This window comes from Saccharothrix stipae (assembly GCF_054781895.1).
The window spans coordinates 320,323-346,320 of sequence record NZ_BAAGTN010000008.1; the positions used below are offsets into that span (position 1 = coordinate 320,323).

The following is a 25,998-nucleotide window of genomic DNA, read 5'->3' on the forward strand; positions in this document are numbered from 1 at the left end:
GGCGGTCTTCGTGTCCACTGTGGACCCTGTTGGTCTGGTGTGGCGGAGGAGCAGTTACAGCGGCGACGGCAACAACGACAACTGCGTCGAAGTCGCTTTCTCCGGCCCTGCGGTGGGGGTGCGGGACTCGAAGAAGCGTGACGCGGGGGCGTTGGTGTTCCCGGCGTCGGCTTGGCAGCGGTTCGTGCGGTCGTGACCAGTACGATCATCACCGGCATCGGGGAGTTGACCACCAACGACCCTGAGCTGGGCCGCCTCACCGATGCCGCGCTCGTCTTCACCGGCGACCGGGTGGAGTGGGTCGGGTCCTCGGCGTCCGCGCCGGCCGCCGACGTGCGGGTCGACGTCGGAGGGCGCGCGGTCCTGCCCGGTTGGGTGGACAGCCACACGCACCTGGTGTTCGCGGGCGATCGGACGGCCGAGTTCGAGGCGCGGATGGCCGGTATACCGTATACAGCAGGCGGTATTGCGAAGACCGTCGAGGCCACTCGGGCCGCTTCCGATCGGGATCTTGTAGACAATGTGCGACGGCTGGTGGGCGAAGCCGTGGCGCAGGGCACCACCACGATCGAGACCAAGACCGGCTACGGATTGAATACTGTAGACGAAGTGCGATCGGCGCGGATCGCGGCTTCGGCGGCCGACGAGGTCACCTTCCTGGGCGCACACCTCGTGCCGCCGGGAGCCGACGCGGACGAGTACGTGGCGCTGGTCATCGGCGAGATGCTCGACGCCGTCGCACCGCACGTGCGGTGGGCGGACGTGTTCTGCGAGCAGGGCGCGTTCGACGCGGACCAGTCGCGAGCCGTGCTGGAGGCGGCGAAGGGCAGAGGGCTCGGCCTGCGCGTGCACGGCAACCAGTTGGGCGAAGGCCCCGGTGTGCGGCTGGCCGTCGAGCTGGGCGCGGCGAGCGTCGACCACTGCACGTACCTCTCGGACGCCGACGTCGACGCGTTGGCGAACTCGGACACCGTCGCCACCCTGCTCCCCGCCTGCGACCTGTCGACCCGGCAATCGCTCCCACCGGCCCGCCGCCTCCTCGACGCGGGCGCGACGGTCGCCCTGGCCAGCAACTGCAACCCGGGCAGCTCCTACACCACCTCGATGGCATATTGCATAACGACGGCAGTCCTCCAGATGCGGATGACCGTCGAGGAAGCCGTCACCGCCGCCACCCTCAACGGCGCGAAAGCCCTGCGGCGCACCGACATCGGCCACCTGGCACCGGGCGCCCGCGCCGACATCCACGTCCTGGACGCACCCTCGACCACCCACCTCGCCTACCGACCGGGCGTCCCGCTCACCCACGCCGTGTGGCGGGCGGGCAGTCGACCGGACCCGCGCTAGAACGGCGGGATCGGGGGCGACGCGGGGTTCGTCATGTGCGCGCGGATCGCGTTGCGGCCGTACTCGGCGGCGGAGGAGTCGGACCCGTAACCCACCACGGTGACCCAAGTCCCCTCCTGCATCGCCATGCAGGACACCTGGACGGCGAGCCGGTCGTCACCGCCGACGATGACGAAATCACCCTCCTCGGGCGGGAACCACACGTCGAGCCGGTACCGGTGGAACGCCGCCGTGGCGAGGTCCAGGCACTCCTGGACGGTGTGGTCGCTGATGAACGAGCCGAGGTGCGCGAACATGACCCGGTACCTCCGGTCGGTCAGACGAACCTGAGTTGCACCACCGGCGGCCGCGCGCCCAGGACCGTCCCCGGGAACTCGGTCGACTCGACCCGCAGGGTCACGCCGGCGACGATCGGCAGCTGCGCCCCGACGCGCGGTTGCAGCGTGCCCTCCAGGTAGATCGGGTTGACCTCGCGGTAAGGCTGCCCGTCGTCCCTCACCCCCAGGTTGCGTAACCCGATCGAGTGGACCACGACGGCCGGTGTCACGCCCCGGTCGTCGACCGTGGGCACCCGGTACTCGGCCGTGACCTCGGCCCCGCCCGGCAGGGTGAGGACCGCGAGGACGGACATGTGCGACCCGATCTCGGCGACGGAACTCGATCCGGCCACGGTGGCGACCTCGTTCATGCCGACCCGCCGGACCCAGGGCGCGAACTCCGCCGGGTACGTGCGGTGCAGGTTGGCCGTGGCGAGCCGGCGGCCGGTCTGCCAGAAGTCCCCGCGCAGCGGTGTCACCACGCTCGCCGCCTGCGGTGGCGTGGGGATGGTGAAGCTCATCGGCCCCGTCTTGCCCATGACGCAGTAGTCGTCCTCGTACGCGGTCTCCTGGTCGCCGTCGCCGAGATCGGGGCCGAACGCGTGCTGGAAACCCAGCACGTGACCGAGCTCGTGCTGGAAGAACTCCAGGAACCCGTGCTGGTCGAACAGCGCCCTGTTGCCGTGGGCGCCTGCGTGCGACGGCGGGGGGTTGGTCAGGGCGATGAACCCGTGGTAGCCGTCCACGTTGATGCCCTCGGCGCGGGCCCGGTTCCGGACCGCCTCGATGGCCTCCTCCCGGCGGTGCACGAGGTGGTTGGCGTCCAAGCCCTCCAGGTTCAGCCCGGCCGCGCCGCCCTCGATGTCGAACTGGAGGTTCAGCAGCCCGAACGTCGAGCGCAGCCAGTAGTCGCGCACGCTCCAGCCGTTCGGGTCCTGGAAGACGGCGCGGCAGAAGCTCGTCGGCCACGGCCAGCTGCTCGCCGATCCGGCCTGGGGCGGGCTCCAGAGCCCGCGCACGATCAGCACCCGGAACGGGTTCGGCGCCATCGGACCTCCGGTCGACTCGGTGCCACTCGCCACGGTGCCACTCGCTACTAGGTCGAACGCCGGGGCGCCGATGTGTCGGCCGGCTCACGGCTTTCACACGTTCGGCCCAGCGCGGCCAGGGCGGCCGACGTGCTGTCCGGGTGGGCGGCCAGGAGTGGGAGGCGGACGTCCGGGGTCGGGATGAGGCCCTGCGCGTGCAGCACGCCCTTGATCACGGTGGGGTTGGGCTCGGCGAACAGCGCCGCCGACAGCGAACTCAACCGCCCGCCCAGGTCGCGCGCCAGAGCCACGTCCCCGGCGTGCCACGCGTCGATCATCCGGACGAACTCGCCGGTCGCCACGAGCGCCGAGGCGAGGATGCCGCCGTGCGCGCCGAGCGCCAACAACGGCGAGATGAACGCGTCGTCGCCGCCGAGCACCGCCAACGACGGCCGGTCGGCGAACAACGCGACGGTGTCGGCGTCGATCCCGCCCACCGCGTACTTCAGGCCCACCACTCCCGGCACCTCGGCCAGCCGCCGCAACGTCGCCGCGGACAGGTACTGCCCGGTCCGGTACGGGATGTCGTAGACGATCAACGGCACCGGGCTGTCGGTGGCGAGCCGGGTCAGGTGGGCGAGCGCGCCCTCCTCGCCTGGGCGGACGAACGAGGGCACGGTGGTCAGCGCGGCCGTCACCTGCGGTCGGCCGGCCAACGCCCGGAGCGCCGCCGCGGTGTTCGCGCCGACCACGAGCGCGGCGTCGCGCTCCTGGCAGACCCGGGACGCCACCTCGATCACGGCCTGCTGCTCATCGGGGGTGAGCGCGGACGGTTCGGCCGTGGTGCCCAACGCGACCAGGCCCCGGGCGCCGGCGTCCAGGACGCGGACGGCGAGGGCTTCCAGCGCGTCGAGCGCCACCGCCCCGGCGCGGTCGAACGGCGTGATCAGCGGGACGAACAAACCGGTGAACGTCATGACCCCAGGCTGCCCGGCGGAACCGTGAAGGACCAGTTCGCGTTCCTCAACGAAACCGTAAGCTGAACTGATGCTCGACGTCCGCCGACTGCGGTTGCTGCGCGACCTGGCGCACCTGGGCACGATCGCGGCCGTCGCCCGGGCCCACGCCTACACGCCGTCGGCCGTGTCCCAGCAGCTCGCCGCCCTGCAACGCGAGGCGGGCGTCCCGCTGCTGGAGCACACCGGTCGCGGCGTCCGCCTCACCCCGGCGGGCAGCGCGCTCGTCGAGCACGCCGAAACCGTCCTGGCCGCCCTGGAAGCCGCGTCCGCCACGGTGGCCGCCGCACGCACCGGCCTGTCCGGCGCCGTGCGCATCGGCGCGTTCCCCAGCGCCGTGCCGACCCTGCTGCCGTCGGCGCTGGTCGCGTTGGGCCGCGACCACCCGGCGCTCGACCTCATGGTCACCGAGCTGGACCCCGTCGACATGCCCGACGCGTTGCGCGACGGCCGCCTCGACGTGGCGCTGTGGCATGACTACGACGTCGCACCGGTAGCACCCGACCGTGGCGTGGACTCGGTGCGGCTGCTGGACGAGACGGTGTTCCTGGCCGTGCCGCTGTTCCTGGCCATGCCGGCCGGCCGGTCGACGGACCCGGGCGATCCGATCGGGCGCGCCCGGGACGAGGCGTGGATCGTCGGCAGCCCCGGCACGCTCTGCCACACCGTGACCATGAGGGTCTGCCAGGCGGCGGGATTCGCGGCGAGGGTGCGCCACCACGCCGACGACTTCACCGCCGTGCTCGCCCTGGTCGCCGCCGGGCAGGGCGTCGCGCTCGTGCCGGAACTGGGCGCGGCGCACCCGCCCGCGGACGTCCGGCTCGTCCCGCTCGACGTCCACCGGCGCACCCGCATCGCCTACCGCCGCGGTGCAGGCGGCCACCCCGTCATCGCCGCGTGCGTCGCCGCGCTGGAGTCCTCGACGGCGGCCTACTTCGCGTGCGGACCGGGTGGGGGCCCACCACGGCGATGAGCCCCCGTCACGTCACGGGTTGACGATCGTGACCTCGCGGTCGTCGGTGACCTGGCCGTTGAACGGGCCGCTCAGCGTGGCCGACGCGAAGGCCGTGCCCGCGCGGAACGGGTACTCCGCGGCGTGCACCGAGACGGTGACCGTCTGCGTGCTGCCGGTGCAGAACGGCTGCGCGTAGCCCGAGCCGCTCGCGATGGCCGGGCCGACGCGCTGGGTGAGCCGGACGTTGACGTAGGCGTAGCCCGGCGGCGGGCAGACGATCTGCACGTCGATCTTGACCGCCGCGCCGCGCGCCAGTCTCTCCCCCTGCGCCTGGAGCTGGATCGCGGGCTGCGACGGGGACTGCGCGCTCACGTCGGCGCTGGACGGCAGCACGGACGCGAGGATCGCGCCCGCGACGACGGCCAGCACGGCCGCGGCCCTGGCCGGTCGCACGTTCCGGGTGGATGCGAACTTCACTGGTTCTCCTTTGCGGTGGGGACTGCTGCCACGGGTGTGCCGGCAGTGGGTTCGGGGCCGGGGCCGGCGAGTCCGGTGAGCAGCCCGGCGGTCAGCACGATCACGGGCAGGTGCCACAGGAAGTCGAACCCGCTGTGCACCAGCAGCACGACCAGCGCGGCGGAGGCTCCGGCCCACAGCGCCCGCCCGTCGCCCACGCCACCCGCACCATCCGCACCTCCCACGCCTCCCACGCCTCCCGCACCGACCCGGCCCCGCCGGACCGTCGCCGCCATGGCCGCCAGGACCAGCAGCACCAGGCCGAGGCCGATCGCCCCGAGTTCGACCAGCACCTGGAGGTACTCGTTGTGCACGTACCGCATCACGCGGGCGTCGCCGGAAGGCGTGGTGAACACGAACCAACCCCGGCCCGGCCCCGTCCCGGCCAACGGCTGGGCGGCGACGTGGTCCAGCGCCGCGCCCGTCGCGCCCGTGCGGTCCGGTGAGCTGGTCGAGATCCGGCCCTTGAGCAGCCGGTCCAGGTCGTCCGGGTCGCGCAACAGCAGCCCGGCGACCACGGCGACGGTGAGCCCGGCGACCACGCCGATCAGCCGGAGCACCGCCGTCAACCGGCTCAGGCCGAGGGTGATCGCGAGGCCGGCCACGAGGCCGATGATCGCGAGGCCGGGTCGGGCCGGTTCGGCGACGGGGAACGACGGCGCGAGCGCGCCGAGGGCGACCAGCGCGCCGAGCCCGGCCGGACCGGCGTGCTTCAGGGTGGTGCGGACGCCGTTGCAGATCACCAGCGCGATGAGGCCCACCAGCAGCGCGAGCAACCCGGCGCGGCTCAACGTCGCGCCCACGCCGACCACCAGCGCGTACACCGCGCCGGCCAGCGGCAACGAGTGCGGGCGGCCGGTGTGCAGGGCCAGTGCCAGCACGGCGAGCGCGGCTAGCAGCGCGGCGGCGGCGTTGGGGTAGGTGAGGGTCGACGCGGCGCGGGCCAGGCCGTCCGCGACCACCGACCAGGACGGGATCCGCCACACCACGGCCACCCAGCCGGTCAGCGCGACCAGCACGCCGACGCCGACGAGGACCGAGGCGCACAGCTCCCGTTGCGCGACGTCGGCGCGTCGGCCCACGAACGCCGCCGCGACCAGGCAGCCGAGGGTCGCGACCGTGGGCAGCGCGTCGGTGAACGTGCCGTTCAGGACCGCGCGCAGCACCGTCCACGCGGCCAGCGCGGCGCACGCCACCGGCAGCAGGCCGGCGTCCGGGCGGTTGCGCAGGGCCAGGACCAGGGCGACCGCGACGAGCGCGCCGGTGAAGAGGCGTCCGGGCAGGTAGTAGCCGCCCTGGGCGACGACCGCGGCGGCGATCGCGGCGAGCAGCAGCAGCACGGCGTGCGGCAGCGCGACCGCGTCCCGTGGCACGACGCGGTCCGGCGCGATTCCCCCCATGCAGGCCCCCCAGCCCTTCACGCCTGCCGGAGCAGGTTCGCGCGGATCTTAACCACCGCGATGTCCTTGGTGGAGGGTGTTTTCGCGCGAATGCGCCTTTTGCCGGCCCTCATGCCGGCCGGTGGGTGGTCCGGGCGATCGGTATCCGGCAGGCTGGTGCCATGGAGTACACCCAGCTCGGCCGTTCCGGCCTGTCCGTGTCCCGCTTGTGCCTCGGCACGATGAACTTCGGCCCGGAGACGTCGGAGGCCGACAGCCACTCGATCATGGACCGGGCGCACGAGCACGGCATCAACTTCTTCGACACCGCCGACGTCTACGGGTGGCAGCGGGGCGAGGGCGTCACCGAGAAGATCATCGGCCGCTGGTTCGCCCAGGGCGGTGGGCGGCGGGAGAAGACCGTGCTCGCCACGAAGCTGTACGGGGACATGGGGGACTGGCCGAACGAGGGTCGGCTGTCCGCGCTGCACATCCGGCGGGCGGCGGACGCGTCGTTGCAGCGGTTGCAGACCGACTACATCGACCTGTTCCAGATGCACCACGTGGACCGGAACACGCCGTGGGACGAGATCTGGGAGGCCTTCTCCGTGCTGCGGCAGCAGGGGAAGGTGCTCTACTTCGGGTCGTCCAACTTCGCCGGGTGGCACATCGCGCAGGCGCAGGAGGCGGCGCGGAGCCGGCACTTCCTGGGGTTGGTCAGCGAGCAGTCGATCTACAACCTGGTGAACCGGTTCGCGGAGCTGGAAGTCCTGCCCGCCGCGCGGCACTACGGCGTCGGCGTGATCCCGTGGTCGCCGCTGGGTGGCGGGGTGCTGGGCGGTGTGCTGCGCAAGCAACGCGAGGGCGGCGGCTCACGCGGCACGGCGGGTCGTGGCCTGGAGATGCTGGAGAAGCACCGTGACGCCATCGAGGGCTACGAGAAGCTCGCCGCCGACCTGGGCGAGGACCCGGCGCACGTCGGCGTGGCCTGGCTGCTGCACCAGGAGGGCGTGACGGCCCCGATCATCGGCCCCCGCACGCTGGAGCAACTCGACGGCTCCCTCCGCTCGACGGAGATCGCCCTGAACGCCGACACCCTGACCAAGCTGGACCACCTCTTCCCCGCCCCCGGCCCGAACGGCAGCAACCCCGCACCGGAGGCGTACGCCTGGTAGTGGGATCCGCCGTCTTACCCGTTGCGTTTGCTTCGACTGTTGCGGATACTTCGGATAGAGGTGATTCGCATGGCGACGAAAGCGGAAGGTGCGAAGGTGGCGCCCGGCGTGGTCGACGCCGACGTCGCCGCCCGCGCGTTGCGCCGGGTGAAGGACTACCTGGCGTGCGCCGGCGCAGTGGCCGATGAGTTGGAGATCCTGGTCGAGGGCGGGCCAGGGGAGGCGCTCGTCCTGCCACGTCCGGCGGTCGAGCTGTTCGCGCACATCCTTGCCGCGATGGCGAACGGCCAAGGCGTCCAGATCATGCCGGTCAACGCCGAGCTGACCACCCAGCAGGCAGCGGAACTGCTGAACGTCTCACGTCCCTACCTGATCGGCCTCCTCGAACGGGGCGAGATCGAACACCGGCTCGTGGGCAGGCACCGGCGCGTTCGGTTCGACGCGCTGATGGACTACATGCGTCGCGACGACCTCGCCCGCAAGCAGGTGGTGGACGAGTTGACGCGGTTGGACCAGGAGTTGGGAACGGACTGAATGGCCTTCGTCGTGGTGTACGACGCCTGCGCCTTGTACGGCAACACCGTGCGCAACCTGCTCATCCGAGTGGCACGCGCAAGGTTGGTGCAGGCCAAGTGGACCGAGCAGATCCTCGACGAGGTCGACCGGAGCTTCGCGCGTAAGCGGGGGATCCCGGAGGAGAAGCGGCGGCGGCTGCGTGAACTGATCAACGGTTCCGTGGCCGACTGCCTCGTCGAGGGGTACGAGTCCCTCATCGACAGCCTGGTGCTGCCGGACCCGGACGACCGGCACGTGCTCGCCGCGGCGATCAGGACCGGTGCGCAGGTGATCGTGACGGCCAACCTGCCCGACTTCCCGGCCGACTACCTCCGGCAGTGGCACATCGAGGCCAAGAGCCCGGACGACTTCGTGCTCGACCTGATCGGCATCAACGACCGCGTCGTGTACTCGTGCGTCCAGCAGATCGTCGACGAGCGCGTCAACCCACCGGAGACGATCGACGACGTGCTCGGCCAACTGGAGCGTTCCGGCCTCATCGAGTCGGCCGCCGCGCTGCGGCTCGGGTGAGTGTCGGTCGGGGTGGCGGCTGGTTCCCGGCCCGGTGTCAGTCTTCGAGGTCCTCGTCGTCGCGGGCCAGGTAGGTGGCCAGGCGTTCGACGGCGGTCTCGAAGTCGGGGTTGGCGTCGACGAACGCACGCAGCTTGTCGGCCAGCCAGGCGAAGGTCACCTCCTCCTCACCCCGGCGGGTCTCCAGTTCCTCGATGCCGCGGTCGGTGAAGTACACGATCTCCTCCAACGAGAACGGCCGAGCCGTCGAGACCCGGAGGTCTCGACGGCTCGGCGCGGACGATCAGGTCCTACTCGAACGCCTTCGCGATCAACTCGCGCTGCTCGACCTCGTGCACCTTGGACGAACCCGCCGACGGCGCGGCCATCGGGCGCCGCGAGACGCGCTTCACGGCGAACCTCTCCGGCAGCAGCTCGGGCAGCGCCAGACCGAAGAACGGCCACGCGCCCTGGTTCGCCGGCTCCTCTTGGACCCAGCGGACCTCGGTGGCGTTCGGGTACCGGTCCAGCGCCTCGGTCAGCTTGCGCGCGGGCACCGGGTACAGCTGCTCGACGCGCACCACGGCGGTGTCCTTGACACCCCGCTTCTCCTGCTCGGCCAGCAGCTCGTAGTAGATCTTGCCGCTGCACAGCAGGACCTTGCGCACCGCACCCGTGTCGAGACCGGTCGGGTCGTCGATCACCGACTGGAAGCGGTCCTCCACGAACGCCTCGACCGGGCTGACCGCGGTCTTCAAGCGCAGCATCGACTTCGGCGTGAACACCACCAGCGGCCGGTTCACGCCGTCCAGCGCGTGCCGCCGCAGCAGGTGGAAGTAGTTCGCCGGCGTCGACGGCACCGCGATCGTCATCGAGCCCTCCGCGCACAGCTGGAGGAACCGCTCGATCCGGCCGGACGTGTGGTCCGGGCCCTGGCCCTCGTGGCCGTGCGGCAGCAGCAGCACGACGTCGGAGACCTGCCCCCACTTCGCCTCACCGGACGAGATGAACTCGTCGATGATCGGCTGCGCGCCGTTGACGAAGTCGCCGAACTGCGCCTCCCACAGCACCAGCGCGTCCGGGTTGGCCACCGAGTAGCCGTACTCGAAGCCCAGCGCCGCGAACTCCGACAGCACCGAGTCGTACACCATGAACTTGCCCTGGCCCTCGGCCAGGTTCTGCAGCGGGGTGTACTCCTCGGACCTCTTGCGGTCCACCAGCGTGGCGTGCCGCTGCACGAACGTGCCGCGCCGCGAGTCCTGGCCCGCCAGGCGGACCGTGCGGCCCTCCATCACCAGCGACCCGAACGCCAGCAGCTCGGCGAACGCCCAGTCGATGCCGCCCTCGCGGGCCATCTTGGCGCGCCGCTCCAGCACCGGCTTGACCCGCGGGTGCGGGGTGAAGCCCTCGGGCAGGTCCACGTGCGCGTCGGCGATCTTCTCGATGATCGACCGGTCGACCCCGGTGGGCAGCTTGGTCGGGACCTGCTGCTCCTCCTCGATCGACGGCGAGGTCTTGATCGGGTGCTTCTCCAGCTCCCGGACCTCGTTGAACACGTGCTCCAGCTGCGAGGAGAAGTCCTGCAACGCCTTCTCGGCCTCTTCGACGGAGATGTCGCCGCGGCCGATCAGGGACTCGGTGTAGGTCTTGCGCACCGAGCGCTTGGTGTCGATCACGTCGTACATCGCCGGCTGCGTCATCGAGGGGTCGTCGCCCTCGTTGTGGCCGCGGCGGCGGTAGCAGACCATGTCGATCACGACGTCCTTGTTGAACGCCTGCCGGTACTCCACCGCGAGCTTGGCGACCCAGTAGCACGCCTCCGGGTCGTCGCCGTTGACGTGGAACACCGGCGCGCCGATCATCTTCGCCACGTCGGTCGAGTACTTCGACGAGCGCGAGTGCTCGGGCGCGGTGGTGAAGCCGACCTGGTTGTTCACCACGACGTGCACCGTGCCGCCGGTGCGGTAGCCGCGCACCAGCGCCAGGTTCAGCGTCTCGGCGACCACGCCCTGGCCCGCGAACGCGGCGTCGCCGTGCAGCGCGACCGGCAGCACGGTGAAGCCCTCGCCGCCCTTGTCGAGCATGTCCTGCTTGGCCCGGACGATGCCCTCCAGCACCGGGTCCACGGCCTCCAGGTGCGACGGGTTCGCGGTCAGCGACACCTTCGTCTCGCCGTCGCCGAACATCCGGAAGTACTTGCCCTCGGCGCCCAGGTGGTACTTCACGTCACCGGAGCCGTGCGCCTGACCCGGGTCGAGGTTGCCCTCGAACTCGCGGAAGATCTGCGAGATCGGCTTGCCGACGATGTTGGCCAGCACGTTCAGCCGGCCGCGGTGCGGCATGCCGATGACGACCTCGTCGATCTCGTGCTCGGCGGCCTTGTCCAGCACGGCGTCGAGCAGCGGGATGACCGTCTCGCCGCCTTCGAGCGAGAACCGCTTCTGGCCGACGTACTTCGTCTGGAGGAAGGTCTCGAACGCCTCGGCGGCGTTGAGCTTCGACAGGATGTACTTCTGCACGGTGGCCGGCGGCTTCTCGTGCGGCACCTCGACGCGCTCCTGGATCCAGAGGCGCTCCTCCGGGTCGAGGATGTGCATGTACTCGACGCCGACGGTGCGGCAGTACGAGTTGCGCAGCACGCCCAGGATGTCGCGCAGCCGCATCCGCTCCTGGCCCGCGAACCCGCCGACCGGGAACTCCCGGTCCAGGTCCCACAGGGTCAGGCCGTGCGACAGCACGTCGAGGTCGCGGTGGCTGCGCTGGCGGTAGTTCAGCGGGTCCGTGTCGGCCATCAGGTGGCCGCGGGTGCGGAACGCGTCGATCAGCTCGATGACGCGGGCGGTCTTGTCGACCGCGCCCTCGGGGATGTCGGCGACCCAGCGGATCGGCTCGTACGGCAGCCGCAGCGACGTGAACACGTCGTCGTAGAAGCCGTCCTCGCCCAGCAGCAGCTGGTGGATGCGGCGCAGGAACTCGCCCGACTCCGCGCCCTGGATCACGCGGTGGTCGTAGGTGGAGGTCAGCGTGATGACCTTGCTGACGCCCATGTCGGTCAGGGCCTGCTCGCTGGTGCCCTGGAAGTGCGCCGGGTACTCCATCGCGCCGACGCCGATGATCGTGCCCTGGCCCGCCTGCAGGCGCGGCACCGAGTGGTTGGTGCCGATGGTGCCCGGGTTGGTCAGCGAGAGGGTGGTGCCGGCGAAGTCCTCGGCGGTGAGCGAGCCCGTCCGCGCCTTGCGGATCAGGTCCTCGTACGCCTGCCAGAACTGCGTGAACGTCATGTTCTCGCAGCCCTTGATCGAGGCCACGACCAGCGTGCGGGAGCCGTCCTTGCCGGGCAGGTCGATGGCCAGGCCGAAGTTCACGTGCTCGGGCGTGACCACGAACGGCTTGCCGTCGACCTCGGCGAAGTGCCGGTTCATGTTCGGGTACGCCTTGAGCGCCCGCACCACCGCGTAGCCGATCAGGTGGGTGAAGGAGACCTTCCCACCGCGGGTGCGCTTGAGGTGGTTGTTGATCACGATGCGGTTGTCGGCCAGCAGCTTGGCGGGCACGGCGCGCACGCTCGTCGCGGTCGGAACGGTGAGCGAGAGCTCCATGTTCTTCGCGATGGCGGCGGCGGCGCCGCGCAGCTGCTTCTGCTCTTCGCCCCGGGTCGGCTGCACCGGTGCGGCCTTGGCGGCCTGCGCGGGTGCGGGCTTGGTCGTCGGCTTCTGGGCCGGCGCCGCGCTCTTCGGCTGCTGCGTGGGCGCGGCGGTGCCTGCCTTCGCTGCCGTCGCTGCTGTCTGCGCGGCTGCGGGCTCTGCCGCGGGCGCGGTCTGGGCCGGAGCGGGCTTGGTGGCGGTCGTGGTGCCGTTCTCCGCGGCCGTCGCGGCCCCGTTGCCCGACCGCTGCGTCGACTTGTAGTCGGCGAAGAAGTCGTGCCAGGCCGGGTCTACCGACGACGGGTCGGCGAGGAACTGCTCGTACATCTCCTCGACCAGCCACTCATTGGGGCCGAACTGAGAAGCAGGACTGCTGCTGGACACGGCTGGCGCTCGCCTCTATCCATCTCGCTCTTGGTAATGACTCACTCATGGTCAGGCTAGTCCCCCGTCTGGTGCAGTTCACACACAGGAGGGGCAGGGCCGGGAGTGTTCCCTCACAGAATCGTTCAGGGGTCGGGTCTTGTTAGGGGTGCTTGAGCACCACTTGAGGTTAAGCCCGTCACGCGGCTCGTGGTGCTGCAACTCGGAGTAGTTGTGCGCACCGTGGGCGGGGTGGGGTTGTGAGGTGTTCAGCGGGCTGAATCTGAGGTGCTGAGCTGGTTGTTCAACCTTCTGGTTGACATGGTGGGGTGTGGGTTCTATGGTTGTGTTCAACCGAGAGGTTGAGTAAGGAGGTGGCGGTGGACGACCAGTTGTCGCGGGTCTTCTCGGCCCTGGCCGACCCGATCCGGCGGGACATGGTGGCGCGGTTGGCGGTGGGCGATGCGACCGTGAACGAGCTGGCCGGGCCGTACTCCGTGACCGTGCAGGCCGTGTCGAAGCACCTCAAGGTGCTTGAGGACGCCGGGCTCGTCAGCCGCAGCAAGCAGGCGCAGCGGCGGCCCGTCCACCTCGAGGCGGAGGTGTTCGACCTGATGACGAAGTGGATCGAGCGCTACCGGCGGGAGGCGGAGCAGCGCTACCAGCGGCTGGACGCCGTGCTCGCCGAGATGGCGGCCGGAGGCGCGGCCGAAAGCGCCCTTGAAGGCAGCCTCGAAGGCACCGAAGAGATCAGAGCCAGAGTCGAAGGAGAAGCATCATGAGCACGACCACGCACCCGGAGACCACGATCAGCGCCGACCCGACCCTGCCGACCATCCACATCATCCGGGAGTTCGACGCGCCGGTCGCTGCGGTGTTCCGGGCGCACGTCGACCCCGAGCTGGTGGTGAAGTGGCTGGGGCCGCGTTCGGTGACCATGAAGGTGGACCGGTGGGACGCGTCGACCGGCGGGGCGTACCGGTACGTGCACAGCCGCGGTGACGAGGAGTACCGGTTCTACGGTTCGTTCCACGAGGTGCGGGAGGGGGAGCGGATCGTGCAGACGTTCACGTTCGAGGGCTTCCCGGATGGGGTTTGCCTGGAGACGTTGACGTTCGAGGACCTCGGGGGCGGGCGGACGCGGCTGCACGGGATCAGCGTGTTCGAGACGACGGAGGGGCGGGACGCGGCGATGGCCAGCGGGATGGAGACCGGGGTGGTGGAGGGGTACGAGCAGCTGGACGAGCTGCTGTCGAACGAGTGAGTCGCTACAGGTCCGGCGGGGTGTGAGTGGTTGGGTCCGGCTCGATTTGACATGGGGCCCTTACGGGCACCCCAGGCAGGCCAAAGCCGGGCAGGCCTGGCGGGAAAAGCGTCCGCCAAGCCTGCCCGGCTTCGTCCAGCCTATGGCACCCGAACCCATGTCAAATCGAGCCTCGGTGCGCTCGTTCCGGGGCCGTTGTGGGGCGGTTGGGGCTGGTTAGGGCGTGTGGGCTGAGGTCAGGTTGAGGGTGTCGGGGGTGGTGGTTGGGTCGCGGTGGTCTTGGCCGTGGGACCAGAGGCGGGCGTAGTGGTGGTTGGCGGCTAGCAGGTCGGTGTGGGTGCCCTGTTCGACGATTCGGCCCTCGGACAGGACGACGATTCGGTCGGCGCGGGCGGCGGTGGCGAGGCGGTGGGCGACGACGAAGGTGGTCCTGGAGCCGGACAGGTGGTCGCTCGCGGCCAGGACGGCGGATTCGGTGGCGGGGTCCAGGGCGGCGGTGGCCTCGTCCAGGAGCAGGATCGTCGGCTGGACCAGTTCGGCGCGGGCCAGGGCGACCAGTTGGCGTTGGCCCGCGGAGAGGCCCTGGCCGCGTTCGCCCACCTGTTGGTGGAACGCGTTGGGCAGGGAGGCGACGACGGGGAGCGCGCCCACGGCGCGGACGGCTCGTTCGATGTCGGCGCGGGTGGCGTCGGGGTTGCCGTAGGCGACGTTCTCGGCGATGTCGCCGCCGAAGAGGTGGGCTTCCTGGGGGACGATGCCGAGGTGTCGGCGCAGGGCCGACAGGTCGTAGTCGCGGATGTCGACGCCGTCGATCAGGACCGTGCCCTCGGTGGCGTCGTAGAACCTCGCCACAAGCTTGACGAGGGTGGACTTGCCCGCGCCGGTCGCGCCCACGAAGGCGACGGTTTCGCCGGGTGCGACGCGCAGCGAGATGTCCTCGACCGCCGGGCGCGTGGTGCCCTGGTAAGTGAAGGTCACGTTGCGCAGCTCCACCTCGCCGCGCAGGTGGGGCACGGGCACGGGGTTCGCGGCCGGGGGGACCGTGGTCGGGGTGCGCAGCAGGTCGCCGATGCGGCTCAGGCCCACCCTGGCCTGCTGGTAGCCGTCGAAGACGCCGGACAGCTGGTACAGCGGCGAGAAGAACAGGCCGAGGTAGAGGACGAACGCGAGGAGCACGCCCGGGGACAGGGTGCCGTCCGCCACGCGGTACGCGCCGACCACCAGGATCCCGGCCTGCGCCACGCCCGAGAGCAGCGACAGGAACGGGAAGTAGGTGGCGATGTACCGCTGCGCCCTGATGCGGGAGCGGCGGTAGGCGTCGCTGCGTTCGGCGAACGCCTCGGCCGAACGCGCCTCCCGCGTGTACGCCTGGGAGACGCGCAGGCCCGAGACGTTCTCCTGGAGATCGGCGTTGACCGCGCTGACGCGTTCGCGCGCCTCCGCGTACGCGGCGGAGGAGAGGCGTTGGAAGATCACCGTCGCGATGAGGAGGATCGGCAGGACGGCCAGCGCCACCAGGGCCAAGCCCGGGTCGGTGGCCACCAGGGCGACGGCGATGCCGACCACCGTCAGCACGCTGATCGCGAACGTGGTCAGGCCCGTCTGGAGGAAGCTCGACAGGGCGTCCACGTCGGTGGTCATCCGGGTCATGATCCGGCCGGCCATCTCGCGCTCGTAGTAGTCCAGCCCCAGTCGTTGCAGGTGGGCGTAACTGCGCACGCGCAACAGGTAGAGCAGGCGCTCGCCGAGCCTGGAGGTCACCACGGTGCCCGCGGCCGCGGCCGCCCAGCCCAGCAGGACCAGGGCGAAGCTGATCGCCACGGCCGTCCACAGCCAGCCGACCTGGCCGCCGACCACGCCCTTGTCGATGCCCAAGCGGACGAGGTTCGGCGAGGTGACGGCCAGTGCGGTGTCGATCAGCAGCAGGCCGGCCACGCCCAGCATCGCCCAGCGGACCGGGCGGAGCAGGGTGCGGAGGCGGAAGCCCGGGTCGGGGGCGCGTGGGTCCTCGCCGTCCAGGGTCGGCACGTCGCGCGCGGGCGGCAGGGCGTGGACGCGGGCCATCAGGTCCGGGGTCGGCGGGGTGCCGCCCACCAGTGCCGACGTGCTGCCGCCTCCTCGGGTGCCCTTGGCGGCGTCCACGGCGCGGTTGGCCGCGCGCACGACCAGTTCGTCCTCGTCGGACGCGGGCCAGAGGTCGGGGGTGGTGCCGTCCGGGCCCGGTTCCAGTCGGGCGTCGGCACGGGGGTCGACCTGTTCGATCGCCTCACCGGGGCCGGCCAGGAGCTCGCGGTAGAGGCGGCAGCGTTGTCGCAGTTCGGCGTCCGTGCCGATGTCCACGACCCGGCCCGCGTCGAGCACGGCGATGCGGTCGGCGAGGGTGAGGGACGACCTGCGGTGCGCGATCAGGAGGGTGGTGCGCTCGGCGGTCACGGCGGCCAGGGTGCGGTGGATGGCGGCCTCGGTGGCGTTGTCCACGGCGGAGGTCGCGTCGTCCAGGACCAGCACGCGGGGGTCGGAGAGCAGGGCGCGGGCCAGGGCCACGCGTTGGCGTTGACCACCGGAGAGCGTGAGGCCCCGCTCGCCCACGACGGTGTCGTAGCCGCGGGGCAGGGCTTCGATGAACTCGTGCGCCTCGGCGGCCCGCGCCGCCGCTCGGACCTGGTCGTCGGAGGCGTCCGGCAGGCCGTAGGCGATGTTCGCGCGGACGGTGTCGGAGAAGAGGAACGCCTCCTCGAACACGGTGCCGACGGTCTGGCGCAGTGAGGTCAGGCGCAGGTCGCGGACGTCCACGCCGCCCACGCGGACCGCGCCCTCGTGGACGTCGTAGAACCTGGGGAGCAGGAGCGAGACGGTGGACTTGCCCGAGCCCGCGGTGCCGACGACCGCGAGGGTCTCGCCCGGTTCCACCCGCAGGGACACGCCGGACAGCACCGGCTCGCTGCGCGTGTACCCGAACGTCACGTCACGCAGCTCCACGGCCACCGGGCCGGCCGGCACGTCGCGGTCGCCCTCCACGACCGAGGGCTGCGAGTCGATCAGCTCGTACACCCGCTCCACGCCCGCGCGGGCCAGCTGGGCGGTCACCATCAGGCTCGCCAGCAGCCGCGTCGGGCCGACCAGGGTGGCCACGTAGGTCGCGAACGCCAGGAACGTGCCGAGGGTGACCTCGCCGCGCAGGGCCATCCACCCGCCCAGCGCCAGGACGGCCACCTGGCCGAGGTAGGGCAGGGAGTTCAGCGTCGCCGACGGGCGGGCGGTCAGGCGGGCCGCGCGCATCCGCTCGGCGAACAGGTGCTTCGCCCGGGTCTCCAGGCGGGCGACCTCGCGCGCCTCCTGGCCGAAGCCCTTGACCACGCGCACGCCGGTGACGGTCTCCTCGACGTGCTGCGCCACGTCGGCCGCGCGTTGTTGCGCCGACCAGGTGGCCGGGAACAGCGTCAGCCTGCTGCGGGCGGCCACCACCCCGACGGCGGGCACGATCACCAGCGCGATCACGGTCAGCAGCGGCGACAGCCAGAACATCGCCGCCATGGCCGCCACCGCGAACACGACCGTGCCGAACGCCAGCGGCGTCATCGACAGCAGGCTGTTGACCAGCTGGAGGTCGGTGATCGAGCGGGACACCACCTGCCCGGTGCGCAACGCGTCCTGCTTCGGCCCGTCCAGCCGCTGCACCGCGCCGAACACCGCCTGCCGCAGGTCGTGCTGCACGTCCACGGCCAGCCGACCGCCGAGGAACCGGCGCACGAACGCCGTGCCGAAGGTCAGCAGCTCCAGCCCGACCAGCACGATCGCGAGCCAGGTGAGGCGGTCCGTGCGGCCGGCCATGGCGTCGTCCACCGCGACCTTGATCAGCAGCGGGCCGACGGCCTGGAGGCCGACGCCCACGACGGCGGACAGCACCGACAGCACCACGAGCGCGCGGTGCTGCCAGCACGCCCGGGCGAGCCTGCGGATCCAGCCGTCGGTAGGGGTCACGGGATCCAACATAGGTCGGGTCACCGACAGTTTTGCCCCGGCTGGTGTGACGAAGGCCGCCCCGAACCTTCGGGGCGGCCTTCGTCAGGCGTGCAAGATCACTGGATCAGGTGATGTCCTTGCGCTGGGTGGCGGCCCAGCCACCGAGGAAGAACAAGGCCGTCCACACCAGGAAGATCAGGCCGCTCAACCACCAGTCGAACGCGCCCAGCGCGCCACCGATGGCCCGCAGCCCCTCCACCAGGTCCTCCGGCACCACGCCCGCGTTCGCCACGAACAGCGACGACGCCACCGAGCCGGTCAGGCCGTTGACCGCGCCGTTGGGCAGGAAGCCGATGATCTCCGGCAGGCCCTGTGACGCCAGCACCAGCTGGATGCCGTTCTCCACGATCAGCATGTAGAGCAGCAGCACCACGGTGGTGCCCACGACGCTGGTCATCAGCGCGCCGACCCCGACGCCGAACATGGTCATCAGGATCGACGACAGGACGCCGACACCGGCCAGCGCGAGCCACCCCCCGGCGTCCGGCAGCGAGCCGGAGTCCGAGGTGATCGCGATGCCGATGCTCACCGACGCCACGATCACGATGCCGAAGATCGCGCCCCACAGGACGTAGACGATCATCTTCGCGGTCAGCGCGGAGACCCGGTTCGGCGCGGTGAGGAACGTGGTGGTGATCGTCTTGCGGTTGATCTCGTTCGCGATCGCCAGGCCGCCGAAGATCATCGGGAAGATCGTGGCCACGTTGATGCTGCGCGCGATCCCGAACACCGACATCTGCCACTGCGACGCGTCGACGCCGAGCAGCGTGGTCAGCTCCTCGGCCTCGGAGCTGCTCATGAAGTCCGTGACGGTCTTGAAGATGGCGCCGGTGCCCAGGGCCCAGCCGAACGCCAGCAGCACGGTCGGGATCATCAGACCCCACCACAGGCCCGTGGTGGTGGTCTTGCGGAACTCCGACTTGATCAGGTTGCCCATCACGCGCCGCCCCCCAGGCCGCCCTGACCCTGTTGTGGACCGTACGGGTTGTCCTGCGGCGGCGGCTGGGATCCCGGCGGTGGTGGTTGGTAGCCCTGCGGGGGCTGTTGGTACTGCTGCGGGTAGCCGGCCGGCGGTTGCTGCTGGTACGGCTGCTGCTGGAACGGCTGCGGCGGGGTCTGGTAGCCGGGCTGCTGCTGGTAGGGCTGCTGGTAGCCCGGCTGCTGGTAGGCGACCGGCTGCGCGTACTGGCCCGGCGCCGCGTACTGGCCGTTGGTGAGCTGGAAGAACAGCCGCTCCAGGTCGGCCTTCTCCTCCTGGATGCCGTAGATCGACACGCCCGCCTTCAACGCGATGTCGGCGACCTGCTTGGCGGTCACCCCGCTGACCGCGATGCGGCCGTCCGGCAGCTGCTCGATCGCGCCGACGCCGTCCTCGCGCAGCGCCGCGACCAGCGCGCCCGTGTCGGACGGCTGCACGAGCACCCTGGCCTGCTGCTGGTCGCGCAGGTGGTCCAGCGGCCCGTGGTACATCGTCTGGCCGCGGCTGATGATGACCACCTGGTCGACGGTCTGCTCGACCTCGGCCAGCAGGTGGCTGGAGATCAGCACGGTCCGCCCGCCGCGGGCGTAGGACTGCAGGAACGTCCGCAGCCACGCGATGCCCTCCGGGTCCAGCCCGTTGGCCGGCTCGTCGAGCACCAGGATCTGCGGGTCGCCCAGCAGCGCGGTGGCCAGCGCCAACCGCTGCTTCATGCCCAGCGAGAACCCGCCCGCCTTGCGATCGCCCGCCGCGCCGAGGCCGACGAGCTGGAGCACCTGGTCGGCGCGCGAGTCCGGCACGCCGATCGCGGCCGCGTAGACCAGCAGGTGGTTGCGCGCCGTGCGCTTGGGGTGGAACCCCTGCGCCTCCAGCACCGCGCCGACCACCCGCGCCGGGTTGCCGAGGTGGCTGAACGGCCTGCCGTTGATCAGTCCGGTGCCCGCGGTCGGGGTCACCAGGCCGAGCAGCATGCGCAGCGTCGTCGTCTTGCCCGCCCCGTTGGGGCCGAGGAAACCGGTCACCGAACCGGGTTCCACCGTGAAGCTGAGATTCTGCACCGCTGCGACCGGACCGAACTGCTTGGTCAAGTTCTGCACCACGATGCGGCCAGTGCCGTCGTGCACGCGTCCCTCCCGAGTACTCCTACCGGGCGTCATCCTGCCCTAGGCGGATCACTCGGGGAGGGCGTGTCGCGGTTTCGACGCGACTCTCGGTATCTCGGTGGTCGTCTCCACGTCCGTCGAACGGCGCAGCGTGCGCAGCGGGCGGCGGCGTTCGCGGTGCGGCAGGCCGTCGCCGATGAGGTGCTGGTGGGCCATCGTCCACACCTGGCACGGCCACTTCCGGTGCCGCAGGATGCCGGGGCACGCGCCGCAGCGGCCGTCCGGATCCGGTTGGTGCACGGTCAACAGCAGCCGCCAACCGTCGGCCAGGCGGTGGATCTCGGAGCGCGCGAGCGGCACGAGGGCGTCCGCCTCACCGCTCTCGGCCACCTCGTCCAGCAACGCCAACCGGCGCAGCACGGCGGCCCGCAGTGCCTCGTCCACGCGGCCTCACATCCTGTCGGCGGCTTGGTCGAGGAGGCGGTGCAACTTGCGGGTCTGTGTGACCGACATCACGGCGGACTCGCCCGGCGGTGCGACCAGCAGAACCCGGTCCTCCTCGACGAGCACGGTCATCGACCGGTCCCGTCCGAACGGGTCGTGGCAGTCGATCCAACCCTCAGGCTCAGCCATCTGCGCTCCGATCGCCAGGTGCGCGGCAGACGCCGCGCGAGCGGACGACCCCGCTGCGTAGCTGCGGAGTTCCCGCCCTCCCATCGGTCGCCGGGCCGTCGTGACTTACCTGTTACGACGAGAATTCACTCGTTTGCTTGAGCTCGCACACGGCGAGTCGCCACCGCTGGGCGAAAAGTCGTCCGGATCGGTGGGGTCACTGGGCACGGCGCCGTGTTCCCGGCTAGGATTGGTGACGCGGCCCGCTCCCAGTGACCCCCAGGCTGGTTGAGCGGGCCGTCTTATCGTCAAAGGGCCCCGCTCACAGCACGTGAGCGGGGCCCTTCGCGGTGGTGCGGACGGTCGGCTCAGAGGTCGAGCGGCGTGTGGGTCATCCCGTGGGCCTGCGCCACCGGCAGGTTGGTCAGCAGGCCGTCGTGCGCGTTCAGGCCGAGCGCCAGCGACGCGTCCGCGCGCAGCGCCGCTTCCCAGCCCTGGTCGGCCAGCGCGACGGCGTGCGGCAGGGTGACGTTGGTCAACGCGTAGGTCGACGTGCGCGGCACCGCGCCGGGCATGTTCGCCACGCAGTAGAAGACCGAGTCGTGCACCTGGTAGGTCGGGTCGGCGTGCGTGGTCGGCCGCGAGTCGGCGAAGCAGCCGCCCTGGTCGATCGCGATGTCCACCAGCACCGAGCCGGGCTTCATGTCGGCCACCAGCTCGTTGCTGACGAGCTTGGGCGCCTTCGCGCCGGGCACCAGCACCGCGCCGATCACCAGGTCGGCCTCGCGCACGGCCTGCTCGACCGAGTAGCGGTTGGACGTCACGGTGCGCAGACGGCCCTGGTAGAGGGCGTCGATGTGGCGCAACCGGTCCACGTTGGTGTCCAGGATCTGCACGTCCGCGCCCATGCCGACGGCGATCGCGGCCGCGTTCAGGCCCGCCACGCCGCCGCCGATGATCACCACGCGCGCCGGGTGCACACCGGGCACGCCGCCGGGCAGCACGCCGCGGCCGCCGGAGGGCTTCATCAGCGAGAACGCGCCCACCTGCGGCGCGAGGCGGCCGGCGACCTCGGACATCGGCGCCAGCAGCGGCAGCGCGCCGTTCGCGGTCTGCACGGTCTCGTAGGCGATCGCGGTGGTGCCGGAGTCCAGCAACGCCCGCGTCAGCGGTCGGTCGGCGGCCAGGTGCAGGTAGGTGAACAGGACCTGGCCCTTGCGCAGCCGCGGGTACTCCTCGGCGATCGGCTCCTTGACCTTGAGCACCAGGTCGCCCTCGGCCCACACGTCGTCCCCGGTCGCCAGCACCTTGGCGCCGGCGGCCAGGTACTCCTCGTCCGTGATCGCCGAACCGAGGCCCGCACCGGTCTCGACCACCACGTCGTGACCGCGCTGCGTCAGCTCGTGGGCGCCCGCCGGGGTCAGCGCGACGCGGTACTCGTGGTTCTTGATCTCGCGGGGAACTGAGATCCGCACGGTGGGCTCCTTCGGCCGTTGTTACACCAAAGGTCCGGTAACGTGGTTTCGGTGTCATCGTGCCACTGGCACCACCAACCGGTGTCAAGTTGTGCGGATCGAACAAGTCGGCGGTCGCGTTGACACCCGTCGACCTCGGCACCTAGCGTTCGGGCCACCAACTGAACATCGGCCGCGGCGCAGGATGAGCGCCGGAACCCGCGCGGGAGAGACCTCGGTGAACGTGCCGGGGCGCCGAAGGAGCAAGTCCCCCGCACACTCTCAGGCAGCGAGAACCGCTCGGGTGAGGCGACTCTGGAAAGCGCGCCCTCGGCGCGCACCCACGGTGCAAGTCGGGTCGGATCGACGGTCAGCCGTCGGGCCGGCGCGGCGAAGCTCTCAGGTCCCAGGACAGAGTGGGGATCCGGACCTCGCCCAAGGGAGCGCTGTCGTGACTTTTCCGGACAACCTGCTGTACACGCCCGAGCACGAGTGGGTGGACTGGGCGCCGGGTACCCAGGACCCCGTGGCGGTCGGTATCACGTCGTACGCGGCGGAGTCGTTGGGTGACATCGTCTTCGTGGAGCTGCCCGCGCCCGGTGCCGTCGTCACGTCCGGCGAGGTGTGCGGCGAACTGGAGTCGACCAAGTCGGTGAGCGACCTGTACGCGCCGGTCAGCGGCGAGGTGGTGGAGGTCAACACGGCGGCCGCCGACGACCCGTCGTTGATCAACAACGACCCGTACGGCGCCGGCTGGCTGTTCAAGGTTGCCGTGACCGACGCGACCGGATTGCTGACCGCCGCCAAGTACGCGGAACTGACCGGGGACTGACGTCATGGCGATCAGCGTGTTCGACCTGTTCTCCGTGGGGATCGGACCGTCGAGTTCGCACACCGTCGGTCCGATGCGCGCGGCCATGATGTTCGCCGACCGGCTGCGGCCGGTGCTGGGGTCCGTCGACCGCGTGCACGTGGAGCTGTTCGGGTCGCTCGGCGCGACCGGGCACGGGCACGGCAGCCCTAAGGCGGTGCTGCTCGGGTTGGAGGGCCACCGGCCGGAGGAGGTCGACCCGGCGGAGGCCGAGCGGCGGCTGGCGGAGATCCGCGCCACCGGGCGGTTGCGGCTGGGCGGCGTGCGGGAGATCGCGTTCCGCGAGGACCCCGACCTGGTGATGCACCGGCGGAAGTCGTTGCCGTTGCACCCCAACGGCATGAGCTTCACCGCCCACTCGGGTGACGCCGTGGTCGACTCGGCGGTGTACTACTCGGTCGGCGGCGGGTTCGTGGTGGACGACACGGCCACCGGCACCGACCGGATCAAGGCCGACGAGACGCCGCTGGCGCACCCGTTCCGCACCGGTGACGAGCTGTTGGCGCGGTGCCGCGAGACCGGGTTGTCGATCAGCGAGGTCATGCTGGCCAACGAGCTGTCCTGGCGTGACGAGGCGTCGGTGCGTTCGGGGCTGCTGCACATCTGGGACGTGATGCAGGCGTGCGTCGAGCGCGGCTGCACCGTGGACGGCGTGCTGCCCGGCGGGCTGAAGGTGCGGCGGCGCGCGGCCGAGATGCGGCAGCGGATGGCCGCCGAGCACTACGCCACGGACCCGTTGCGGGTGATGGACTGGGTGACGTTGTTCGCGTTGGCGGTGAACGAGGAGAACGCGGCCGGCGGTCGGGTGGTGACCGCGCCGACCAACGGCGCGGCCGGCATCGTGCCGGCGGTGTTGCACTACTACACGCGGTTCGTGCCCGGTGCGTCCGATGACGGGGTGGTGCGGTTCCTGCTGACGGCGGGCGCGGTCGGCGTGCTGTTCAAGGAGAACGCGTCGATCTCGGGCGCCGAGGTGGGGTGCCAGGGCGAGGTCGGCTCGGCCTGCTCGATGGCCGCGGGCGGGTTGGCCGAGGTGATGGGCGGCACGCCCGAGCAGGTCGAGAACGCCGCCGAGATCGCGATGGAGCACAACCTGGGGCTGACCTGCGACCCGATCGGCGGGCTGGTGCAGATCCCGTGCATCGAGCGCAACGCGTTGGCGTCCATCAAGGCCATCACGGCGGCGCGGATGGCGTTGCGCGGTGACGGTTCGCACTTCGTGTCGCTGGACAAGGTCATCAAGACCATGCGTGAGACGGGCAAGGACATGAAGGTCAAGTACAAGGAGACGGCCCGCGGCGGGCTCGCCGTGAACGTCATCGAGTGCTGACCCGGCGCGCGGGAGGTGGTCGGTCGGCCGCCTCCCGCGCGCCGGACACGGACTACGGCAGCACGGACTCGATCGCCTTCACGACCGCCTCGTCCTCCGGCTCGGTGGCCGGCCGGAACCGGGCGACCACCTCGCCGGAGGGGGCGAGCAGGAACTTCTCGAAGTTCCACTGCACGTCGCCCGCCGCGCCGTCGGTGTCGGCGAACGCCGTCAGCTCGGCGTACAGCGGGTGCCGGGACGGGCCGTTCACCTCGACCTTCTCGAACAGCGGGAACGTCACGCCGTACGTGGTGGAGCAGAACGTGGCGATCTCCTCCGCCGTGCCCGGCTCCTGCCCGGCGAACTGGTTGCACGGGAACCCGACCACGGAGAACCCCTGCGCCGCGTACCGCTCGTGCAGCCGCTCCAAGCCCTGGTACTGCGGCGTCAAACCGCACTTCGAGGCGACGTTCACCACCAGCAACGCCCTGCCCGCCAACGCGCCCAGGCTCGACGGCTCACCGGACAGGGTGTGCAGCGGGATGTCGTGGATGCTCATGCCTGCGAGGCTACGTGCCGCTCCACCAGCGCACGCAGGGCCGCCATCTCGACCGCCAGCGCGGCGCGTCCCGCCGGGGTGACGCCGATCCACGTCCGCGGCCGCTTGCCGTCGTAACCCTTCTCCACCGCCACCAGACCGGCCTGCTCCAGCACGGCGACGTGCCGCGACAGGTTGCCCGCGGTCAGCTCCAAAGTGGACCGCAAATAGCCGAACCCGACCCGCTTCGCCTCCGCCGCCACGGTGAGGATGCCCAGCCGGTGCCGCTGGTGCACCACGTCGTCCAGGGCCGCGGTCGGGTGCTCAGCCACGCCGCAGGCCCACCAGACCGCCGACGAGGAGCACCGCCCCGGGCAGCACGACCACGCTGCCCAGCGACCAGGCGGTGGGCTGGGCGACCACCAGCGGCGTGAACGCGGCCGACACGCACAGCACCACGAGGTAGGCGGCGGTGATCGTGGTGAACCGGGTGCTGCGCTCCAGCGCCGCCAGCACCACCAGGCCCAGGCCGATCGCGATGAACTGCGCGATCGCCGGCTGGTCGTGCTGGAGCACCCCCGTGCCGAGCACGGCCGCCGTCAACGTCACCGCCCGCGGCGCGCCCCGGTGCCACAGCACGGTCGCCGCCGCCAGGACGATCAGCCCGGCGCCCGTGCCGGAGTAGAACCGGAACGGCAGGTTCTCCAGCACCAACCCGACCACCGGACCGCTCAGGCCGATCGCCGTCGCGCCGAGGTAGCCCCGCGTGGACGTCTCGATGCCCACCCGCGCGCCGCGCCTGCGGTACCACCACACCGTCGCCAGGCCGCCCACCACCAGCACGACCAGCCAGAACAGGCCGAGCAGCACGGGGTAGCGCACGTCGAACCCCCGGCCCGGCGGCTCGGCGGGCGCGTACAGCGGCAGGGCCAGGAACGACGCGACGCCGAAGAACAGCAGCGGGAACGAGTAGGCGTGCCGGTCCTCGCGCGCTCGACGGCGCAGCTCGGCCAGGTCGCCCAGCAGGTCTGCCACCCAGT

General features: G+C 71.1%; 26 protein-coding genes and 1 riboswitch. Of the genes, 10 read left to right on the forward strand and 16 right to left on the reverse strand.

All coding sequences use genetic code 11. The annotated features are described in order from the left end of the window. The first annotated feature begins 10 nt into the window (after nucleotides 1–10). Together ACYVLT_RS18315 and hutI are read left to right on the forward strand one after the other, a co-directional pair. Nucleotides 11–196 (forward strand): DUF397 domain-containing protein, encoded by a 186-nt coding sequence (locus tag ACYVLT_RS18315; RefSeq protein WP_461121392.1) that lies wholly within the window; start codon nucleotides 11–13, stop codon nucleotides 194–196. Next, entirely contained in the window at nucleotides 193–1,347 is a 1,155-nt protein-coding gene (hutI, locus tag ACYVLT_RS18320; protein ID WP_461121393.1) for an imidazolonepropionase, read from the forward strand. Before ACYVLT_RS18315 ends, hutI begins: the two co-directional genes overlap by 4 nt. Here hutI and ACYVLT_RS18325 read toward each other — a convergent pair. Genes ACYVLT_RS18325 through ACYVLT_RS18335 form a run of 3 tightly spaced genes read right to left on the reverse strand, consistent with a single transcriptional unit; the run spans nucleotide 1,344 to nucleotide 3,669 of the window. Beyond that, complete coding sequence (locus tag ACYVLT_RS18325; RefSeq protein ID WP_461121394.1) at nucleotides 1,344–1,643, reverse strand: hypothetical protein; 300 nt, start codon at nucleotides 1,641–1,643, stop codon at nucleotides 1,344–1,346. The two genes, hutI and ACYVLT_RS18325, sit on opposite strands and share 4 nt — an antisense overlap. Nucleotides 1,644–1,663: 20 nt before the next feature. Further along, on the reverse strand, nucleotides 1,664–2,746 hold the full coding sequence (locus ACYVLT_RS18330) for a hypothetical protein (protein ID WP_461121395.1): 1,083 nt from the start codon (nucleotides 2,744–2,746) through the stop codon (nucleotides 1,664–1,666). A gap of 14 nt (nucleotides 2,747–2,760) precedes the next feature. Beyond that, complete coding sequence (locus ACYVLT_RS18335; RefSeq protein ID WP_461121396.1) at nucleotides 2,761–3,669, reverse strand: dihydrodipicolinate synthase family protein; 909 nt, start codon at nucleotides 3,667–3,669, stop codon at nucleotides 2,761–2,763. A gap of 70 nt (nucleotides 3,670–3,739) precedes the next feature. On the opposite strand from ACYVLT_RS18335, the gene ACYVLT_RS18340 reads away from it, so the two are divergent. Next, the gene (locus tag ACYVLT_RS18340) at nucleotides 3,740–4,681 is read left to right on the forward strand and encodes a LysR family transcriptional regulator (RefSeq protein WP_461121397.1); all 942 of its coding nucleotides are present in this window, start codon (nucleotides 3,740–3,742) and stop codon (nucleotides 4,679–4,681) included. Nucleotides 4,682–4,693: 12 nt separating this feature from the next. Here the strand turns inward: ACYVLT_RS18340 and ACYVLT_RS18345 are convergent, their stop codons facing one another. Then, the gene (locus ACYVLT_RS18345) at nucleotides 4,694–5,140 is read right to left on the reverse strand and encodes a hypothetical protein (protein WP_461121398.1); all 447 of its coding nucleotides are present in this window, start codon (nucleotides 5,138–5,140) and stop codon (nucleotides 4,694–4,696) included. Next, the gene (locus ACYVLT_RS18350) at nucleotides 5,137–6,579 is read right to left on the reverse strand and encodes an O-antigen ligase family protein (RefSeq protein ID WP_461121399.1); all 1,443 of its coding nucleotides are present in this window, start codon (nucleotides 6,577–6,579) and stop codon (nucleotides 5,137–5,139) included. The genes ACYVLT_RS18345 and ACYVLT_RS18350 overlap by 4 nt, the downstream gene beginning before the upstream one ends. 161 nt (nucleotides 6,580–6,740) lie before the next feature. Here ACYVLT_RS18350 and ACYVLT_RS18355 point away from each other — a divergent pair, with 161 nt between their 5' ends. The 3 genes from ACYVLT_RS18355 (at nucleotide 6,741) to ACYVLT_RS18365 (ending at nucleotide 8,819) form a co-directional block, all read left to right on the forward strand. Then, nucleotides 6,741–7,733 carry an aldo/keto reductase gene (locus ACYVLT_RS18355; protein WP_461121400.1) on the forward strand — a complete coding sequence of 331 codons (993 nt, stop codon included), beginning with the start codon at nucleotides 6,741–6,743 and terminating at the stop codon, nucleotides 7,731–7,733. Between the two features lie 69 nt (nucleotides 7,734–7,802). After that, nucleotides 7,803–8,267, forward strand: a complete 465-nt coding sequence (locus ACYVLT_RS18360) for a helix-turn-helix domain-containing protein (RefSeq protein ID WP_461121401.1) — start codon at nucleotides 7,803–7,805, stop codon at nucleotides 8,265–8,267. Further along, complete coding sequence (locus ACYVLT_RS18365) at nucleotides 8,268–8,819, forward strand: PIN domain-containing protein (protein ID WP_461121402.1); 552 nt, start codon at nucleotides 8,268–8,270, stop codon at nucleotides 8,817–8,819. Nucleotides 8,820–8,856: 37 nt separating this feature from the next. On the opposite strand, the gene ACYVLT_RS18370 is transcribed toward ACYVLT_RS18365, so the two are convergent. Both ACYVLT_RS18370 and ACYVLT_RS18375 read right to left on the reverse strand, forming a co-directional pair. Next, entirely contained in the window at nucleotides 8,857–9,036 is a 180-nt protein-coding gene (locus ACYVLT_RS18370) for a DUF6104 family protein (protein ID WP_360452419.1), read from the reverse strand. Between the two features lie 73 nt (nucleotides 9,037–9,109). Further along, nucleotides 9,110–12,826 carry a multifunctional oxoglutarate decarboxylase/oxoglutarate dehydrogenase thiamine pyrophosphate-binding subunit/dihydrolipoyllysine-residue succinyltransferase subunit gene (locus ACYVLT_RS18375; protein WP_461121403.1) on the reverse strand — a complete coding sequence of 1,239 codons (3,717 nt, stop codon included), beginning with the start codon at nucleotides 12,824–12,826 and terminating at the stop codon, nucleotides 9,110–9,112. 359 nt (nucleotides 12,827–13,185) lie between these two features. Between ACYVLT_RS18375 and ACYVLT_RS18380 the strand changes: the two genes are divergently transcribed. Continuing rightward, entirely contained in the window at nucleotides 13,186–13,587 is a 402-nt protein-coding gene (locus ACYVLT_RS18380) for an ArsR/SmtB family transcription factor (RefSeq protein WP_461121404.1), read from the forward strand. Further along, complete coding sequence (locus ACYVLT_RS18385) at nucleotides 13,584–14,069, forward strand: SRPBCC family protein (RefSeq protein WP_461121405.1); 486 nt, start codon at nucleotides 13,584–13,586, stop codon at nucleotides 14,067–14,069. Before ACYVLT_RS18380 ends, ACYVLT_RS18385 begins: the two co-directional genes overlap by 4 nt. Nucleotides 14,070–14,285: 216 nt before the next feature. Here ACYVLT_RS18385 and ACYVLT_RS18390 read toward each other — a convergent pair whose 3' ends face one another. From ACYVLT_RS18390 to ald, 6 genes are all read right to left on the reverse strand, one after another. Next, complete coding sequence (locus tag ACYVLT_RS18390) at nucleotides 14,286–18,062, reverse strand: ABC transporter ATP-binding protein (RefSeq protein WP_461121406.1); 3,777 nt, start codon at nucleotides 18,060–18,062, stop codon at nucleotides 14,286–14,288. Between the two features lie 94 nt (nucleotides 18,063–18,156). Beyond that, nucleotides 18,157–19,029 (reverse strand): ABC-2 transporter permease, encoded by an 873-nt coding sequence (locus tag ACYVLT_RS18395; RefSeq protein WP_461122248.1) that lies wholly within the window; start codon nucleotides 19,027–19,029, stop codon nucleotides 18,157–18,159. Continuing rightward, nucleotides 19,029–20,195 (reverse strand): ABC transporter ATP-binding protein, encoded by a 1,167-nt coding sequence (locus tag ACYVLT_RS18400; RefSeq protein WP_461121407.1) that lies wholly within the window; start codon nucleotides 20,193–20,195, stop codon nucleotides 19,029–19,031. The genes ACYVLT_RS18395 and ACYVLT_RS18400 overlap by 1 nt, the downstream gene beginning before the upstream one ends. A gap of 48 nt (nucleotides 20,196–20,243) precedes the next feature. After that, nucleotides 20,244–20,618, reverse strand: a complete 375-nt coding sequence (locus ACYVLT_RS18405) for a hypothetical protein (protein ID WP_461121408.1) — start codon at nucleotides 20,616–20,618, stop codon at nucleotides 20,244–20,246. Nucleotides 20,619–20,624: 6 nt separating this feature from the next. After that, the gene (locus ACYVLT_RS18410; RefSeq protein WP_461121409.1) at nucleotides 20,625–20,807 is read right to left on the reverse strand and encodes a hypothetical protein; all 183 of its coding nucleotides are present in this window, start codon (nucleotides 20,805–20,807) and stop codon (nucleotides 20,625–20,627) included. Between the two features lie 347 nt (nucleotides 20,808–21,154). After that, nucleotides 21,155–22,261 (reverse strand): alanine dehydrogenase, encoded by a 1,107-nt coding sequence (ald, locus tag ACYVLT_RS18415; RefSeq protein ID WP_461121410.1) that lies wholly within the window; start codon nucleotides 22,259–22,261, stop codon nucleotides 21,155–21,157. Nucleotides 22,262–22,454: 193 nt separating this feature from the next. Then, a riboswitch (glycine riboswitch) is annotated at nucleotides 22,455–22,549 on the forward strand. A gap of 142 nt (nucleotides 22,550–22,691) precedes the next feature. On the opposite strand from ald, the gene gcvH reads away from it, so the two are divergent. Both gcvH and ACYVLT_RS18425 read left to right on the forward strand, forming a co-directional pair. Beyond that, on the forward strand, nucleotides 22,692–23,072 hold the full coding sequence (gene gcvH, locus ACYVLT_RS18420) for a glycine cleavage system protein GcvH (protein WP_461121411.1): 381 nt from the start codon (nucleotides 22,692–22,694) through the stop codon (nucleotides 23,070–23,072). A 4-nt stretch (nucleotides 23,073–23,076) separates the two neighbouring features. Then, complete coding sequence (locus ACYVLT_RS18425; protein ID WP_461121412.1) at nucleotides 23,077–24,441, forward strand: L-serine ammonia-lyase; 1,365 nt, start codon at nucleotides 23,077–23,079, stop codon at nucleotides 24,439–24,441. A gap of 52 nt (nucleotides 24,442–24,493) precedes the next feature. Here ACYVLT_RS18425 and ACYVLT_RS18430 read toward each other — a convergent pair whose 3' ends face one another. Genes ACYVLT_RS18430 through ACYVLT_RS18440 form a run of 3 tightly spaced genes read right to left on the reverse strand, consistent with a single transcriptional unit; the run spans nucleotide 24,494 to nucleotide 25,993 of the window. Next, a complete protein-coding gene (locus ACYVLT_RS18430; RefSeq protein WP_461121413.1) occupies nucleotides 24,494–24,979 on the reverse strand; it encodes a glutathione peroxidase in 486 nt (161 codons plus the stop codon). Further along, nucleotides 24,976–25,290, reverse strand: a complete 315-nt coding sequence (locus ACYVLT_RS18435; protein WP_461121414.1) for a transcriptional regulator — start codon at nucleotides 25,288–25,290, stop codon at nucleotides 24,976–24,978. Before ACYVLT_RS18435 ends, ACYVLT_RS18430 begins: the two co-directional genes overlap by 4 nt. Beyond that, nucleotides 25,283–25,993: a hypothetical protein gene (locus ACYVLT_RS18440; protein ID WP_461121415.1), complete on the reverse strand. Its 711-nt coding sequence runs from the start codon at nucleotides 25,991–25,993 to the stop codon at nucleotides 25,283–25,285. The genes ACYVLT_RS18435 and ACYVLT_RS18440 overlap by 8 nt, the downstream gene beginning before the upstream one ends. Nucleotides 25,994–25,998 lie beyond the last annotated feature (5 nt).

Bases quoted from the DNA above. Each gene is read 5' to 3' on its own strand.
- ACYVLT_RS18325 (WP_461121394.1), bottom strand. From the start codon at position 1,643: ATGTTCGCGCACCTCGGCTCGTTCATCAGCGACCACACCGTCCAGGAG.
- ACYVLT_RS18430 (WP_461121413.1), bottom strand. From the start codon at position 24,979: ATGAGCATCCACGACATCCCGCTGCACACCCTGTCCGGTGAGCCGTCG.
- ACYVLT_RS18335 (WP_461121396.1), bottom strand. From the start codon at position 3,669: ATGACGTTCACCGGTTTGTTCGTCCCGCTGATCACGCCGTTCGACCGC.
- ACYVLT_RS18355 (WP_461121400.1), top strand. From the start codon at position 6,741: ATGGAGTACACCCAGCTCGGCCGTTCCGGCCTGTCCGTGTCCCGCTTG.
- ACYVLT_RS18390 (WP_461121406.1), bottom strand. From the start codon at position 18,062: ATGTTGGATCCCGTGACCCCTACCGACGGCTGGATCCGCAGGCTCGCC.
- ACYVLT_RS18365 (WP_461121402.1), top strand. From the start codon at position 8,268: ATGGCCTTCGTCGTGGTGTACGACGCCTGCGCCTTGTACGGCAACACC.
- ACYVLT_RS18410 (WP_461121409.1), bottom strand. From the start codon at position 20,807: ATGGCTGAGCCTGAGGGTTGGATCGACTGCCACGACCCGTTCGGACGG.
- ACYVLT_RS18360 (WP_461121401.1), top strand. From the start codon at position 7,803: ATGGCGACGAAAGCGGAAGGTGCGAAGGTGGCGCCCGGCGTGGTCGAC.
- ACYVLT_RS18350 (WP_461121399.1), bottom strand. From the start codon at position 6,579: ATGGGGGGAATCGCGCCGGACCGCGTCGTGCCACGGGACGCGGTCGCG.
- ACYVLT_RS18425 (WP_461121412.1), top strand. From the start codon at position 23,077: ATGGCGATCAGCGTGTTCGACCTGTTCTCCGTGGGGATCGGACCGTCG.
- ACYVLT_RS18385 (WP_461121405.1), top strand. From the start codon at position 13,584: ATGAGCACGACCACGCACCCGGAGACCACGATCAGCGCCGACCCGACC.
- ACYVLT_RS18395 (WP_461122248.1), bottom strand. From the start codon at position 19,029: ATGGGCAACCTGATCAAGTCGGAGTTCCGCAAGACCACCACCACGGGC.
- ACYVLT_RS18340 (WP_461121397.1), top strand. From the start codon at position 3,740: ATGCTCGACGTCCGCCGACTGCGGTTGCTGCGCGACCTGGCGCACCTG.